We start from the raw sequence: 15,225 nt of genomic DNA, 5'->3' as shown, positions 1-15,225 counted from the left end.
GCAGGGCGCTACACGCAGTGAGCAACCGTGGGGGTGCTATAATCATGGGCTTCGCCTTGCTGCACCCTACCCGACGCTGGGGCAGCTCAATCAACCCAAAAGGAGTTTTATGCGTCACTACGAGATCGTCTTGCTGATCCACCCGGATCAAAGCGAGCAAGTCCCAGCCATGCTGGAACGTTACAAGGGCATGATCACCGCCGGCGGTGGAAAAGTGCATCGTGTTGAAGATTGGGGCCGCCGCCAGCTGGTGTACCTGATCCAGAAACTCGCCAAAGCCCACTACCTGTGCATCAACATTGAAGCCACCAAGGAAGTCATGGAAGAAATTGAGCACGCGTTCAAGTTCAACGATGCCGTCCTGCGTCACCTCACTGTTGTCAAGAAGAAAGCCGAAACCGGCCCTTCACTGATGATGCGCAACGTCGAGCGCGAAGAAGCGCGCAAGACCCAGCAGGCAGAGTACGCAGGCAACAACTGATCAGTCATTGAACCAGGTCAATCTGACCGCGTGCATCGCCGAGGCCAGTCCTCTCCGCTACACGCCAGCCGGCATACCGGCCCTCAATCTGGTACTCGAACACGCGTCCGAGGTTGTTGAGGCAGGTGTCACAAGGCAGGTCAAGTTGACAGTCAGGGCAGTCGCATTCGGTGCATTGGCTGAAACTTCAGCCAAAGCCGAATTAGGCAAACCCCAGCTGTTTACCGGGTTCCTGATCAACGCACGTACAAGCAAAAGCATTGTTTTCCATATCCAAGCGATAAACCAAATTTAAGGAGTCCATCATGCCCGGACCAAAACGTTTCAACAAAGACAAGCGCCCAAAGCGCAACACACAATCACTGCTGTTCAAGCGCAAGCGCTTTTGCCGCTTCACCGCTGCCGGCGTCGAAGAAATCGACTACAAGGACATCGACACCCTGCGTGACTTCGTCTCTGAAAACGGCAAGATCATCCCCGCACGCCTGACCGGCACGCGCGCGATCTTCCAGCGCCAGATCAACACCGCTGTCAAACGCGCACGCTTCCTCGCGATGCTGCCGTACAGCGACCAGCACCGTACCCTGTAAGGAGTTAACGACCATGCAAATCATTCTGCTCGACAAAGTCGTTAACCTCGGCAATCTTGGCGAAATCGTCAAGGTCAAGGACGGCTACGCACGCAACTTCCTGATCCCTTCAGGCCGCGCACGCCGCGCCACCGAAGCCAACAAGGCCGAGTTCGAAGCCCGGCGCGCCGAACTCGAAAAAGCAGCCGCTGCCAAGCTGGCCGAATCGCAAGCCCAGGGCGAAAAGCTCGGCGGCACCGGCATCAAGCTCACGCAGAAGGCTGGCGTTGACGGCCGTCTGTTCGGCTCGGTCACCAACCATGACATCGCTGCAGAACTGACCAAGCAGGGCTTTGCCGTTGCCAAGTCGCAGATCCGCATGCCTGTCGGTCCGTTGAAGACCACTGGCGACCACGCTGTCAGCGTTGCACTGCACACCGACGTGCTGGTTGACATCACTGTCACCGTGCTGGGCGAAACCGCTTAATACGCGTTTTCTTTCCCACAAAAAGCCGCTCGCTGAGCGGCTTTTTTAATTTCCCGGCGATTTGATAAGTTGTACATACTTATCCCGAGTTATTCACAGGCACTCGTTGGTGGTTGTCCCCAACATTTACATCTGCTTGTGGTATTGGCAGTGATCGCACGGTAGCATTTGAGGTCAACTGAGAGAGCCATGTCCGCCGTACTTTCCACCTTTGACGACCCCGGCTACAGCCCCGACAGGCAGATTGCCCAGCTGCGTATTCCGCCGCATTCCATAGAGGGCGAATCCAGCGTTCTGGGTGGCCTGCTGCTCGACAACAACGCCTGGGACCGCGTCGGTGACCTGCTGGTTGACAGCGACTTTTACCGCGCCGAACACAAACTGATTTACGCAGCCGTGGGCGCGCTCATCAACGCCAGCAAGCCGGCCGACGTCATCACCGTTTACGAGCACCTGCAAAACCAGGGCAAGGCCGAAGAAATGGGCGGCCTGGGTTACCTCAATTCGCTTGCGCAGTACGTGCCCAGCGCCAGCAACATACGCCGTTATGCAGAGATCGTGCGTGAGCGCTCCATCCTGCGCAAGCTGGTGTCCGCCAGCGACGAGATCGCCACCAATGCCTTCAGCCCGCAGGGCAAGGACGTTGCCACCATCCTCGATGAAGCCGAGCAGAAGATCTTCAAGATAGGCGAGCAGGGCTCGCGCATGAAGGAAGGTTTCCAGAGCATGGACACGCTGGTCGTCAGCCTGCTCGACCGCGTGACCGAGATGGCCGAGAACCCGCAGGACGTCACCGGCGTGCCCACCGGCTTCTATGACCTCGACCGCATGACCTCGGGCTTCCAGGCTGGCGACCTGATTATCCTGGCCGCGCGGCCCTCAATGGGCAAAACTGCCCTGGCCATCAACATCGCAGAAAACGTGGCCATCGAAGCCGGCCTGCCCGTCGCCGTGTTCTCCATGGAAATGGGTGCCTCGCAGCTCGCCGTGCGTATCGTTGGCTCCATTGGCCGCATTGACCAGACGCACCTGCGCACAGGCGCACTCACCGATGAAGAATGGCCGCGTTTGACGGAAGCGATTGAAAAGCTGCGCTCCGTCTCGCTGCACATCGACGAAACCCCCGGCCTCACCGTGAGCGAGTTGCGCGCCAACGCACGCCGCCTGGCGCGCCAGTGCGGCAAGCTCGGTCTGATCGTGGTCGATTACCTGCAGCTCATGAGCGTGTCCGGCGGCATGGCCGATGAAAATCGTGCTACCGCGGTGGGCGAAATCTCGCGCGGCCTGAAGATGCTCGCCAAAGAGCTGCAATGCCCCGTGATTGCACTCTCGCAGCTCAGCCGGGGCGTCGAGTCACGCACCGACAAACGCCCCATGATGAGCGACCTGCGCGAATCCGGCGCCATCGAGCAGGACGCGGACATCATCATGTTTATCTACCGCGACGAGTACTACACCAAGGAAGCCTGCAAGGAACCGGGCGTTGCCGAAGTCATCATCAGCAAGCAGCGTAACGGCCCCACGGGCACCGTCAAGCTCGCCTTCCTCAACCGCATCACCAAGTTCGAAAGCCTGGCCAACGGCGGCAGCGGCGATTTCTGATCGCGTGGGTGGCTGGCGGTCTGGTGCCCTGCGCTTTTCAGGCGCTGATCTCGCGGCAGGCGCGTGCCAGTGCGGGTGCCATGCGAATGGTGTTTGATGCGTGGGTGACCGTGTCGCAGGTCAGCACGCGCGACACGCCGGCTTCTAGCAAACGGCTTTGCGCCTGAGCATCAAACAGCGCGTGCACGCCAACGCACAGGGGTGCGCCCAGCCCGGCTTTTTGCAGCAGCCTTGTGGCCGCAAGCATGGTTTCGCCGGTGGAAATGATGTCGTCAAGCAGCACCGGCACATGCTCCGGCCAGCGTTCGCGGCTGGCGAGTCTGACGCCGACATCCCGGTCGCCGCGCCGCGTCTTGTGCAGAACAGTCCATGGGGCGCCCACCAGTCCGGCGACTTCGGCCACCCATTGCGCGCTTTCTTCATCAGGCCCGATCAGCCAGGGTGAATGCACATGGCTGCGCAGCCAGCGGGCAATCAGGGGCGCCGCCGGCACGACTTGCGTGCGGATCGAGTAAATCTCGTCCAGCGTGTGTATGCGGTGCAGGTGCGGGTCGACGGTCACCAGAAAATCCAGCGATGCCGACAGCATGCGCGCATAGCTGCGTGATGTGATGGCTTCGCCGGGGTGAAAGCGCTTGTCCTGCCGCATGTAGGCCAGGTAAGGTGCGACCAGCCCGACCTGAACAGCGCCCAGCTCAAGCGCTGCATCAGCGGCATAAATCAGGGGCAGGGTCTTTGTGTCGGGCTGGTTCAGGCTGCCGGCCAGGATGACACAGCAGCCCTTGACGGCGACGTCGATGCGCACGCCGGTTTCGCCGTCGGGAAAGTGGTGCAGCGCCAGCTCGCTCCAGTCACAGCGCAGGCTGCGCGCCAGCGCCGCAGCCAATGAGGCGCCGCCGGGCAGGGCGATGACCAGCATCTTTTCACGCTTCACCTTGCGTCCTCCATCACATGCACGGCTTCAGCCTGGGCGGTGGCGTATTCCATCGCGTAGGCCAGTTCACCCGGTGACGCCGCATGCAGCGTGAACAAGGTCTGCCCGCGCTCCACAACCGCGCCCAGTTGCACGTTCATGTCGATGCCGGCGCATGCCGAGGTAGGTGCTCCGGCCAGCTTGGCGATTCTGGCCAGGCGCCGGTTGTCGATGGCGATCACGGTGCCCGCGTGCCTTGAGGGTACCGGCTGCTGGCATGGCGCGACCGGGGGTTCACGCAGGCCGCCCTGCGCTTCACAAATCTCCTGAAACTTCTTCCAGGCGCGGCCGTCGTCCAGCACTGTCCGGGCCAGCGCCATGCCGTTGCCAGTCGTGGCTGCGCCGCCAAATTCAAGAATCTGCCCGGCCAGATGCAGGGAGCGCTGTGCAAGATCTGCGGACGCCCGCTCTTCGCGGCGCAATACTGCAAGTACGTCACGCGCCTCCAGGGCCGGGCCTATGCCGTGCCCCACGGGCGCCACGCCATCGGTTTGCACCACGCGCATCTGCAGGCCCAGGGCCTGGCCAACCTGTTCAAGTTGCCGCGCAAGCTGGTTGGCGGCATGCGCGCTGCGCACCTTGGCGGTCAGCCCCACGGGCATGTCGATCAGGACATGCGTGGCGCCCGCTGCAGCCTTCTTCGACAGGATGGACGCCACCAGCTGCCCCTGGCTGTCGATGTCCAGGGGGCGCTCGACGCGGATGAGAATATCGTCCGCAGGGCTGAGGCGTACCGCACCGCCCCAGACAATGCAGCCGCCGGTGCGGTCCACGACGCGCCGTATCTGCGTCACATCCAGATCCACCGGTGCCAGCGTCTCCATGGCGTCTGCCGTGCCGGCCGGCGAGGTGATGGCCCGCGACGAGGTCTTGGGCATGCGCAGCCCGCAAGCCGCAATGATGGGCACGATGATCATGGTGGTCCGGTTGCCGGGCAACCCGCCCACGCAATGCTTGTCCATCACCAGCCCCTCACCCCAGTGCATGCGCTCGCCTGCATTGACCATGGCGCGCGTGAGCGAAATGGTTTCGTCCATGTTCAGGTGGTCCCCCGCACAGGCGGTCACGAAGGCCGCAAGCTGCAGGTCTGAATAGCGGCCCGCCGCCACGTCTCCAATCACCGCATCGAAGGCGGCCTGGCCCAGGTGCCTTCCGTACACTTTGGCACGCACATGGCCCAGCGATTCAAGCGGTGCAGGGTGGTGCAGTGACACCTCCGCACCCGGCTGTGCGTCAAGAAGGCGCCAGGCGGCCTCTGACAGGCCTGCTTCATCCGGCGAGAGGAAGTCGCCGCTGACAACATTGAGCGTCGCGATTATGGTGTGGCCATTGAGCCGCATTTCCACCCGCGACTGGGCTTCAAAGCCCTCAGAGCGGCAAACCGGGCAGTCGCGGTGCATGTACAGCACCGGTTCCTGGTAAGTGTCTATGCCCAGCCTGCGCAGGCGCAAACGGTTGCTGGTGGTCGGTGCGGGGGGGAATTCTGGCATGGCAATCCTTCATGACACTGTAGGTGCGGCACTGGCCTGGGGCCTTGACATAACGCAAGTTCGGGCCGTGAGTCGTGGGCCCCGCCGGCAGCGGCGATTTTCAGGCTTCATCTGCCTTGCCTGTGCTCATCGTGAGCCCGATTCCCCAGGACGGTTCTGCCAGCTCATGGCGCTTGCCCTGACTGCTGACAGCAGGGCCCGTGCTGCGGGTGTGAGTATGGCTGTCTTTGCAGTGATCACTTCTATCCGTACGGGCGCGATATCTTCACTCACCGGGACGATCATGACTTCATCTTTTGCCGACTCAATCATCAGCCGGGGAATCAACCCGACAAGATTGCTGTGCTTGATGACTTCCAGCGCTGCCCATACGGTGTCCAGTGAAACCGGGGTGGCGGGTGGTGCAATGCCGTGCTGGGCAAACAGCTTTTTCACGATGTCACCGGGGCCTTCCACCGGCCCGGTAATCATCCAGCGTTGGTCTTTCAGGTCGGAAAGCGATTTTGCGCCCGCATAGGGGTGGCCTTTTCTGACCACGATGGCGATGTCTGCCTTTAGCAGCAATGCTGCCTTGTAATCGCGGCCAAGGCCTTTTCCGGGCACCGGGCCCAACGCAAAATCCAGCACGCCCTGGCGAAACCCCTCCATCACCTCGGGGTAAACGGCTTCGATGATATGGACCTCCACATCGGGAAAGTTCTGCTGCAGCTGGCCTATGGCCTCCGGGACAAAAAGCTTCACGGGAATGTGGGAGCACGCAATGGTCACGCTCCCGCTGAGACGGCCCTGCATCTGCCCGATTTCGTCAATGGCCCGTTTGAGCTCCTCGTTGACCACCCGGGCCCTGGCTACCAGGGCTTCCCCATAATCATTCAGCACCGCACCGCGTGAGCTGCGCCGCAGCAGCGTCACGCCCACCTGGCGCTCAAGCTGTTGCAGGCAGCGGGTCAATACGGGTTGTGTCACACGCAGCATCACCGCAGCTGCGGTCATGCTGCCCTCCTGCTTGACTGCCAGCAGGGCCCGCAATTGGGCCAATGTGATCTCTTCGCTTCGCATGGTGGGTGTTATGTCTTAATGACATGCCTCATGCCTGAATCATACCTTCCGCGATGGTTTGTTTATCCCTACATTCAGGTCCAAGGAGACAAAAACAGATGACATCACATTCGCCGGGCAGTCAGCCCATTCTGGTTTCAGGTGGTGGGATTGGTGGCTTGACCACTGCAATTGCCCTTGCGCAGCGTGGGCATGCTTCAGAGCTTTTCGAACAGGCCGACAAGTTCGCGGAGGTGGGGGCCGGGCTGCAGGTGGGTCCCAACGCCTTTCGCATATTTGAAAAACTGGGCCTTTCCTCGCAGATTGAAAAGCTCGCCACTTTCCCCGAGGCCCTGCTTGTCAAGGACGCCGCGACGGCGACGGAAATTGTTCGCCTGCCAGTGGGTGCAAATTTTCGCCGCCGGTTTGGATTTCCCTACGGACTGATGCACCGGGCTGATCTGCACAAGGTACTGCTCCAGGCCTGCGAGAAGTCTCCGCTGATCCAGCTGAATACGGCGAGCAAGATCGCTTCTTTCGAAGATGACGGCAGTGCCGTGTCGGTGCGACTGTCCGATGGCTCCGAACGTCGGGGCGCTGCACTGGTCGGCGCGGACGGCCTGTGGTCGCTGGTTCGCAGCGTGATCGTGGGGGACGGCCAGCCGCGAACGGCCGGGCATATCTGCTACAGGGCCATCGTGCCTTTCGATGATGTTCCTGAAGGCCTGCGCGAAAACTCGATGGCGGTTTGGCTTGGCCCCAAAATGCACATGGTCCTCTGGCCGATGAGGGGAGACCGCTACTACAACGTCAGCGTGGTATTTCACAGTGACAAGTTTGACGAAGGCTGGGACTCTTTCGGCGACCCCGGGGAACTGCGTGAACGGATCAGCAATGCGCATCCGCAGGTCCGCGCATTCATCGAGTCGATCCAGGACTGGCGCATGTATGTGTTGCGTGACCGCGAGCCCATCAAGACCTGGTCAAAAGGGCGCGTCACGCTGCTCGGTGACGCTGCACACCCCATGCTTCAATACCTCGCGCAGGGCGCGTGCATGGCGATGGAAGATGCTGTTTGCCTCGCCGACGAAGTCTCGTGCTGCGATGGGGACTACGCAAAGGCTTTCGGGCGCTACCAGGACCGGCGCTACCTCCGGACTACGCGTGTGCAGTTGACCGCCCGGCTGTACGGCCATGTTTATCACGCATCCGACGCAAGCGCAGACCTGCGCAATCAATTCCTCCGCTCAAAATCACCCGAAGAAACACTCGAAGGCATGGCGTGGATATTTGATTCCGAATAGCGTCAGGCCATCGCACGGCATTGGCCACCTGAGCAAGTTGAGAGTTACCTATAAAACACCAGGAGACATCATGAAAAATTTTCACCGCCTGTCAGGGCTTCTTGTCACATCCGCACTCGCATTGCTCTGTCTCTCTGCAGGTGCACAAAGTTTTCCTGCCAAGCCGATCCGCCTGATCGTCCCGACTTCTGCCGGCAATCCGGTCGATGTGCTGGCCCGGGTTGTCGCAACGCGCATGTCGGCCGACTTCGGCCAGCCTGTGGTGGTTGAAAACAGGGTGGGCGCGGGCGGCATCGTCGCTGCGGCGGAAGTCGCCAGGCAGCCCGCTGATGGTTACACGCTGTTTATGGTGTACATGGGCATGACCCTGACCCAGACCATCTTCAAACAACCCAGCTTTGACCTCAAGCGCGATTTCTCGCCGGTGGGCCAGACCTTGTTCTCCTACAACGTGCTGGTGACCAACCCGAACTTCCCCGCGAAATCGGTCAAGGAGCTGGAAGCACAGTTGAGGGCAAGGCCCGGGCAGATCAACTTCGCGTCCGGCGGCATAGGGTCACCCGCGCAGATGGCCGGTGAGTTGCTCAAGCAGCAGACCAATACCCAGGCCACGCATGTCCCCTATCTGGCCTTTCCACAAGCCATCGGCGATCTGCTCGGCGGGCAGGTGCAGTTCATGTTTGCCGGCACCGGCCCCGTGGTGGGGCATATCCAGTCCGGCCGCCTGAAGGCGCTCGCAGTCACGGGTCCCCACCGGGTTCAGGCCTTGAAGGATGTACCGACCATGGCAGAGGCTGGCTACCCTGATTTCATGATTCGCGACTGGCAGGGCATTGTCGTCAAGGCAGGGACGCCGCGCGACATCATTGATCGCCTCAATGTCGCAGTGCGCAAGGCACTGGCGTCGGAAGAACTGAAAACTGTCTACGCAACCCTGGGTGCCGAGCCTTTTCCAGGCTCACCGGAGGAATTCGCCAGCCTGATTGCATCCGACATGACAAAAATGGGGCGCATTGCACAAACCGCCAATGTGCGTGCCGACTGAAACTGGAAGCTGCCCGATGGCCAACCGACCGAACCTGATCTTCATTCTTGCCGATGACCTGGGGTATGCCGATCTCGGGTGCACGGGCGCACGCGATGTGTACAACTGCTCCGCTGATGTCTCGCCCAACCTCGATGCCATGGCAGCTGAAGGCATGCGTTTCACGCACGGCTATGCCAACTCGGCCCTTTGTTCGCCAACGCGGTTTGCGCTGATCACCGGGCGCTGGCAGTACAGGTTGCGTGGTGCGGCAGAAGAGCCGCTCGGCCACCCTGACAGCAAGGGCCTCGGCCTGCCCGCCGATCACCCGACGCTGCCTTCACTGCTGAAAGCCTCCGGCTACCACACGGCGCTGTTCGGTAAATGGCATCTGGGCAAGCCGCCGCTGTATGGCCCGCGCCTGTCCGGGTATGACGAATTTTTCGGCTGCCACAGCGGTGGGCTTGACTATTTCGCGCATACAGACATCCGGGGCAATGCGGATTTGTGGCACAACGAGGATATGGTCGACGAGGACGGTTATTTCACCGACCTGATCAGTAAACGGGCGGTCGACTTCATCGGGAAAAGCTCTCCCGCGCAGCCATTTTTCATGAGCGTTCACTACACCGCGCCGCATTGGCCGTGGTTGACGAGAGACGACCGCGCGGAATCCCTGCATACGGCCAGCCATGGCGAACACATAGACGGCGGGTCCGTCCCTGTCTACCAGCGCATGATTCATCACATGGATGAGGGAATTGGCCTGATCATGAAAGCCCTGAAGGACAAGGGTGTGGACAACAACACCCTGGTTGTTTTTACAAGCGACAACGGTGGTGAACGTTATTCGAACAATTGGCCGCTGATGGGGCAGAAGATGGATTTGCTCGAAGGCGGGATTCGTGTGCCCCTCATCGCGCGGTGGCCAGAAAAAATCAGGGCCGGGCAGGTGCACGGTACCCCCAGCCTGACGATGGACTGGGCCAGCACCTTTCTCTCGGTGGCGAGTGTATCCGCCGACAGCGCTTATCCGCTGGACGGCGTAGACCTTAGCCCGGCATTTGATGATGTGGGGTGGAACCGTTCCGGTGATCTGTGCTGGCGCATGAAGCATCGCCAGCAAAAGGCAATCATCCGGGGCGAGTGGAAATACCTGTCCATGGATGGCACGGATTATTTGTTCAACATCGCCGCAGACGTCCGCGAGCGCGCCAACCTGCGCTGGCGCCAGCCAGACAAGCTTGAAGAACTCAAGGCCGCATGGAACGCATGGAACGCCAGCCTGCCGCCCATCCCCGAAGACGCCCGCCTGCTGCCTGTCTATTCAAGCGAAGAGATGGCCTTGTCTACCTACGGGTAGACGCCGGGGCTTGCGGCTGGCACGGCTGTTATGGTTCGGGCACACCGTGCTTTTCATTTCCCTGACCGAGGACACAACCATGACTATCCGCCCCCGCAGTTTCGCCCACGTCGTATACCGCACCTACCGCTTTGACCAGATGCTGGCCTGGTATGTGAAGGTGTTTGGCGGCAAGGTGCAATACCAGAGCCCCGTCATTGCATTCGTCACCTATGACGACGAGCACCACAGGGTGGCACTGCTCAACCTGGGCATCATCAAGGGTGAGTCTGAAGCACGCGTGCCGCGCGGCCAACCCGGTGTTGACCATGTTGCATACGGCTATCGCGGTCTTCAGGAACTGCTGGACAAATACCAGGAGTTGAAAGCGCAGGGCGTGCTGCCTTACTGGTGCATTCACCATGGCGTCACCGTGTCGCTGTACTACGCCGATCCGGATGGCAACCAGATGGAGTTTCAGGCTGACTGCTTCACATCCAACGATGATGCCAACGCGTTCATGGACGGGCCGCACTTCGAGGAGAACCCGATAGGCGTCGAGTTCGACCCGGTGGCGTTGATCGAGCGCCTTGGCCGGGGTGTGCCCGAAAACGAGTTGCTGCCGCGTACGGTGCACCTGCCGGTGTCTGACATTCGCGGATCGTTAATGGGGTGAGTCTCACCCAGGCCAATACCGCGATAAGTCCGCACAGCAATTCCAGAGTGTAAAGAAGACTTGTCATTTGGCGGCTGGCGGATTGTCTGGCGATCGCCAAAAGGCCTTTCAGGCGCAAAAAAAGCTGAAAATTGCCTGTTTTTGAGGCCTAAAACGGCTGCAGGCCAGTAAATACGCACGTGAGCAGCTATGAATTTTGTAGCTCAATAACGGCGCGGCTGCTTCTGGCGTTCCTTGGGCGCAGCCATAATCGATGCGCATGGCAAGCTGGCCCTCCCAAGCTGCGCCGCAGACCGACCAAAGAAAAGCCCTCATGGAACTGAACCACGAAGTCGTCACCGAACCACCGCGCCCAGCCGCCACCGTCATCATGCTGCGCGACAGCATAGGTGATGTCAAAGGCATTGAAGTCTTTTTGATCAAGCGCCATCTCAAGTCAACCGTTCTGGGGGGCGCGTTCGTCTTCCCTGGCGGCAAGGTCGACAAGGGCGACGCCCAGCTCGACACAGGCGCGCATCTCGACCAGCCACTGGCCGACCTGCACAGCGCACTCAACGAGTCAGACATCGACACACTGACAGCCGCAGGCCTGTACATCGCCGCCGTGCGTGAGGTGTTTGAGGAATCAGGCATTCTGTTTGCCGAAGGCGCCACCCACACCCACGCAGAGCAGGCCACCGCCTTGCTGCGCGAAGGCCAGCCCTTTGATGCCGTGCTCGCGCAAATGAAGCTGCGCCTGCAAACCAGAAGCCTGGCCCCCTGGTCACGCTGGATCACGCCCGTCAGCCCTACGGTGATGAACAAGCGTTTTGACACCCGTTTTTTTGTAGCCGCTGCACCGGCAGGGCAGGTCGCCACACACGACAACTTCGAAGCCACTGAAAGCACCTGGCTCACACCTAGGGCCGCGCTCGAGCTTCAGCGTGATGGCCTGATTGAAATGGCGCCACCGCAAATCATGACGCTGGCACACATCTCACGCTTTGCAGGCGTGCAAGCCGCCATGGCCGACGCACGCAGCCGCAAGCCCTCCATCGTCCTGCCGCATTCATTCCAGCTCGATGGCGAACGTGTTATCTGTTACCCGGGTGACGTACACCACCCGGTGAAGGAGAGGGCGATGCCTGGGCCTACGCGGCTTCGGTATCGGAACAAGCTGTTTGAGCCGCTGGATGGGTTTGAGGCTTTGTTTAATTGAAAAAAGAATTTCTTCATGAAAATAACGACTACCGACGCTCATCTCGCACGAATTTTCTACGGCATCCTGATTGATCAAGCATGCAATCACGCGGGACTTCCCATTCGCTACAAGCGGGTACTGGAACTTGCACGGGTAGCGCATCCAGGTGATGAGGTTGTCCAGTCGGCCATTCCAATATCAATGGGACGTAGATTGGAGGTTATCGTTCGATTTATCCAAGAACATCAGTTGCCGCCGCTGACGTGCCTTGCAGTCAATGAGTCTGGTCATCCGGGGGATAGTTATCGAACGGTGCATGGGTCTTGGCAAGCCGACATGGATGCCGTCGCCGCCTACGACTGGGCGAAATGGCAAGGGCAGTGGGATATCCATATTGAGGCAACACGTAAGGCGGCTGTTCCCCTGAAAAGACGAAAGGAGAAGGATGCGCGCGAATTGGTGCACCAGAGCTATCTCGAAGGGAAAGTTCCGAAGCTGGATCACGGCATGAAGGAGCAACTGGTTGAGCTAATTCGTGATGGTTTGTCCCCCGAAGATGCAATGTTGGAGTTGGCTATTCCGCTCGTAAGCCGCTAATTCAGCGGGGAAGAACATGAAATTTGAGAGGTCCGAACTCCAAGTCAAATTGGGCAACCTGACCCGCGTCGGAATTCAGACGATGCCGAGTTGGCTTACCGGAGAGATAACGAGTTTCAGAATATTTCTCGAATTTAGCAATGAGGGGAGATTGGCGTGACAACAAGACCGCACATAGACGGGGAAAGGCTGACGGCATTGCTCGCCACAACGGAAGCGTTCCAAAAAGCAGTGCATGCGCATGTCAGCAACCTGATCCCCGTAGAGGGGCAGCGTTGCTTGGTTGCATTTCAGGCAGGTCATTTATCCTTGCAGCATGCCACCGGAGCTCTTGTGCTCATTGGAAAGGGTCTGTTTCCCTCGGCCTATTCACTGATGCGGCCTCAGTATGAAAGCCTGGTTCGAGGGATTTGGCTATTGCATGCTGCAAGCGACACTTGGATCGAAAAGCTTGGCGAGCCGCTGACGTTGGAAAACGCCAAGCGTGCAAATGAGGGACCTATGCTGGCAGACATGCTTAAGGAGCTTGAAAGAAGCAGCAGTGCGCCTGGGCCGATTGTGGAGCAGCTCAAAGAATTCCGTGATGTGACCTGGAAGGCCCTGAACAGTTACGCTCATGGCGGACTTCATCCATTGTCAAGGACTCTTGCGGGGTATCCATCGCAATTGACCTACGATGTGGTTCGTAATTCGAACGCGGTCGTTGCTCTGGCGGCCCAGTTGCTCTCCATTCTTTCGGGCGACCCTCGCAATATGGAGCCGGTACGACGGTTTCACAATGAATATCGTGGCTGCCTTCCGATTCTTCATTGACTGGGTCGCAAAGAGTCTCTATTCCGAGCGATGGCCTCAATAAAAATTTTGAAGAAAAAGGCGGTACTGACTGCGTGATTTGGGACGGTGGTTTGATTTGAATTTGTATTAGCGCAGGGCATCCGAGTTCATTGTCGCTAGCCCAACGCGGTTAGCTCAATTCAACTGATGCAACTGCACCGCTATATCAATCAGCTTGCCCTTGCTCATGTAGTACCGATCCAGTCGCCACTCTTTCAGCACATCCAGTCCAAGGTTGAAGTCGTCAAACCCCAGCTTGTAGAGATCCCCCAGCGCAAACGCCTCATCAGACTCCAGGGCCCTGACAAGATTGGCCAGGGTGATGGCGGATGCCGATGTAGGGTCTGACTTGATCAGCCTGCGGGCTCTTTTGATGGCATTCATTGCTTGTTTATCCTTTGGTTGAGGGCATCATGCGCCCTGCGGATCAAAATTATGTAGAGGTGATGACGCGGCTGTCTATCGTGAGCCTGTAATTTGTAAAAAAATAATTCAACCCGGCTCTTTAGTCGGGAATTGATGGCGTCACGGTGCGGACATCAAGCGCCACTAGATTTGAGGGCTATCCAGGCGCCTCATCATGCAACTTCACCGTACAGACAAAGCCAAAGCCGAACTGGCTGCCAAAGAGCGCCTTTTGAGCGTCCGCGAACGTGGCGCGCTCTTTCTGGCCGATGGCACCAAGACCCGCAACGAGATGATGCTTCTGTTGCAGGACACCACAGGCCTTCTCGACAAGCTGGTGAGCGAAGGCTACCTCGCCATGCGTTCTTCAGGCCAGCCAGCCGTGACGCAAGTTGCCGTTGTGGTTGACGCGGTGCGGGTCACCACGGCAGAGATGGTGGCCAGTGTGCAGCCGCCACCAGCCATTGAAAGAGGCTCGTCGGACAGCTTTGAGGGCAAACGCTCGCTGGCGACCACGCGCATGTTTCTCTTCGACATCTGCGAGCGCATGTTTGCCAGAAAGCTGCCAGACCTTGCAACCCAGTACCGCGACCAGCTCAGGGAGGCGCGTGACCGCACGTCGATGTTGATGATTGCGGACCAGATGCTGTTTACCGTTGCTGACATCGCTGGCCAGGAGCGGGCAGATGGCCTGAGTGAGCGCATTGCCATGCTCTTGCCCCTTGAATCTCTTGAAGCGGAAGTTGCGTGAGTGCCTGGCTCCCTGACTGCCTGCCCATTTCACCTGTTGATGATATTTTTGACTTCCATGACTTCCATGACTTCCATGACTTCCCATTATTTGACTGCAGACCAGGCTTCCATTCTTGCCATCAAGGCACTCGACGACCTGGTGATTGAACTTGTTGAGGCAAACCGCATGGCCGTGGCGCCCACATTTTTTGACTGGGTGGCTGATTCAGCCACACCGGCCGTCGAAACAATGGTGTCCATGTCCCTGAAGCAACCGCGCTTCAATGCAAGTTTTGCACTCGGTGACCCCCGCAAAACCATGGCGACCTGGGTGCGCCACTGGGCGCTGCCGCTGGTGCGGCAGAACTTCTCGGGCCTTGTCACATAAGCTTCATGCCCATCCTGTAGGATAAAAAAGTTAACGAGGCATTCAAATGCCTTTGTCTCCGGCGGTTTATTCCGTTTTAAAGCCTGGCTGTCGCCGGGCTTTT

18 protein-coding genes are annotated in these 15,225 nt (G+C 59.2%); 14 read left to right on the top strand and 4 right to left on the bottom strand.

Annotation, left to right across the window (positions count from 1 at the left end):
• The first annotated feature begins 109 nt into the window (after positions 1-109).
• The 5 genes from rpsF to dnaB all read left to right on the top strand — a co-directional run bounded on the left by rpsF (position 110) and on the right by dnaB (position 3,139).
• Entirely contained in the window at positions 110-481 is a 372-nt protein-coding gene (gene rpsF, locus HYX42_RS21155; protein ID WP_293406930.1) for a 30S ribosomal protein S6, read from the top strand.
• A gap of 7 nt (positions 482-488) precedes the next feature.
• Positions 489-776 (top strand): primosomal replication protein N, encoded by a 288-nt coding sequence (gene priB / locus HYX42_RS21150; RefSeq protein WP_293406928.1) that lies wholly within the window; start codon positions 489-491, stop codon positions 774-776.
• Between the two features lie 10 nt (positions 777-786).
• Positions 787-1,071 carry a 30S ribosomal protein S18 gene (gene rpsR, locus HYX42_RS21145; RefSeq protein WP_293406926.1) on the top strand — a complete coding sequence of 95 codons (285 nt, stop codon included), beginning with the start codon at positions 787-789 and terminating at the stop codon, positions 1,069-1,071.
• Between the two features lie 13 nt (positions 1,072-1,084).
• On the top strand, positions 1,085-1,537 hold the full coding sequence (rplI, locus tag HYX42_RS21140; protein ID WP_293406924.1) for a 50S ribosomal protein L9: 453 nt from the start codon (positions 1,085-1,087) through the stop codon (positions 1,535-1,537).
• Positions 1,538-1,726: 189 nt separating this feature from the next.
• Positions 1,727-3,139 (top strand): replicative DNA helicase, encoded by a 1,413-nt coding sequence (gene dnaB, locus HYX42_RS21135; protein WP_293406923.1) that lies wholly within the window; start codon positions 1,727-1,729, stop codon positions 3,137-3,139.
• A 37-nt stretch (positions 3,140-3,176) separates the two neighbouring features.
• On the opposite strand, the gene HYX42_RS21130 is transcribed toward dnaB, so the two are convergent.
• The 3 genes from HYX42_RS21130 to HYX42_RS21120 form a co-directional block, all read right to left on the bottom strand.
• Complete coding sequence (locus HYX42_RS21130) at positions 3,177-4,073, bottom strand: ribose-phosphate pyrophosphokinase (protein WP_366931171.1); 897 nt, start codon at positions 4,071-4,073, stop codon at positions 3,177-3,179.
• A complete protein-coding gene (locus HYX42_RS21125) occupies positions 4,070-5,602 on the bottom strand; it encodes a thymidine phosphorylase family protein (protein ID WP_293406921.1) in 1,533 nt (510 codons plus the stop codon). The genes HYX42_RS21130 and HYX42_RS21125 overlap by 4 nt, the downstream gene beginning before the upstream one ends.
• Positions 5,603-5,728: 126 nt before the next feature.
• Positions 5,729-6,661, bottom strand: coding sequence for a LysR substrate-binding domain-containing protein (locus HYX42_RS21120; protein ID WP_293406919.1), 933 nt, complete (start codon positions 6,659-6,661; stop codon positions 5,729-5,731).
• A 98-nt stretch (positions 6,662-6,759) separates the two neighbouring features.
• On the opposite strand from HYX42_RS21120, the gene HYX42_RS21115 reads away from it, so the two are divergent.
• The 7 genes from HYX42_RS21115 to HYX42_RS21085 all read left to right on the top strand — a co-directional run bounded on the left by HYX42_RS21115 (position 6,760) and on the right by HYX42_RS21085 (position 13,576).
• On the top strand, positions 6,760-7,944 hold the full coding sequence (locus HYX42_RS21115; RefSeq protein ID WP_293406917.1) for a 3-hydroxybenzoate 6-monooxygenase: 1,185 nt from the start codon (positions 6,760-6,762) through the stop codon (positions 7,942-7,944).
• Between the two features lie 70 nt (positions 7,945-8,014).
• Complete coding sequence (locus HYX42_RS21110; protein WP_293406915.1) at positions 8,015-8,989, top strand: tripartite tricarboxylate transporter substrate binding protein; 975 nt, start codon at positions 8,015-8,017, stop codon at positions 8,987-8,989.
• Between the two features lie 16 nt (positions 8,990-9,005).
• Positions 9,006-10,331, top strand: a complete 1,326-nt coding sequence (locus HYX42_RS21105; protein WP_293406913.1) for a sulfatase-like hydrolase/transferase — start codon at positions 9,006-9,008, stop codon at positions 10,329-10,331.
• Positions 10,332-10,410: 79 nt separating this feature from the next.
• The gene (locus HYX42_RS21100; RefSeq protein WP_293406911.1) at positions 10,411-10,986 is read left to right on the top strand and encodes a VOC family protein; all 576 of its coding nucleotides are present in this window, start codon (positions 10,411-10,413) and stop codon (positions 10,984-10,986) included.
• A 313-nt stretch (positions 10,987-11,299) separates the two neighbouring features.
• Entirely contained in the window at positions 11,300-12,184 is an 885-nt protein-coding gene (locus HYX42_RS21095; RefSeq protein ID WP_293406909.1) for an NUDIX hydrolase, read from the top strand.
• Between the two features lie 15 nt (positions 12,185-12,199).
• Positions 12,200-12,763: a hypothetical protein gene (locus HYX42_RS21090; RefSeq protein WP_293406907.1), complete on the top strand. Its 564-nt coding sequence runs from the start codon at positions 12,200-12,202 to the stop codon at positions 12,761-12,763.
• Positions 12,764-12,919: 156 nt separating this feature from the next.
• Entirely contained in the window at positions 12,920-13,576 is a 657-nt protein-coding gene (locus HYX42_RS21085) for a hypothetical protein (RefSeq protein WP_293406905.1), read from the top strand.
• A gap of 156 nt (positions 13,577-13,732) precedes the next feature.
• Here HYX42_RS21085 and HYX42_RS21080 read toward each other — a convergent pair whose 3' ends face one another.
• Entirely contained in the window at positions 13,733-13,981 is a 249-nt protein-coding gene (locus tag HYX42_RS21080; protein WP_293406903.1) for a hypothetical protein, read from the bottom strand.
• 196 nt (positions 13,982-14,177) lie between these two features.
• Here HYX42_RS21080 and HYX42_RS21075 point away from each other — a divergent pair, with 196 nt between their 5' ends.
• Both HYX42_RS21075 and HYX42_RS21070 read left to right on the top strand, forming a co-directional pair.
• Positions 14,178-14,753, top strand: a complete 576-nt coding sequence (locus HYX42_RS21075; protein WP_293406901.1) for a hypothetical protein — start codon at positions 14,178-14,180, stop codon at positions 14,751-14,753.
• 75 nt (positions 14,754-14,828) lie between these two features.
• Positions 14,829-15,122 (top strand): hypothetical protein, encoded by a 294-nt coding sequence (locus tag HYX42_RS21070; RefSeq protein WP_293406899.1) that lies wholly within the window; start codon positions 14,829-14,831, stop codon positions 15,120-15,122.
• The last annotated feature ends 103 nt before the right edge of the window (positions 15,123-15,225 follow it).

The sequence above is a fragment of the Polaromonas sp. genome (assembly GCF_016185115.1).
Lineage (GTDB): Bacteria > Pseudomonadota > Gammaproteobacteria > Burkholderiales > Burkholderiaceae_C > Polaromonas.
Note: the sequence above shows the minus strand (reverse complement) of the source record. Positions and strands in the feature narration are given on the sequence as shown.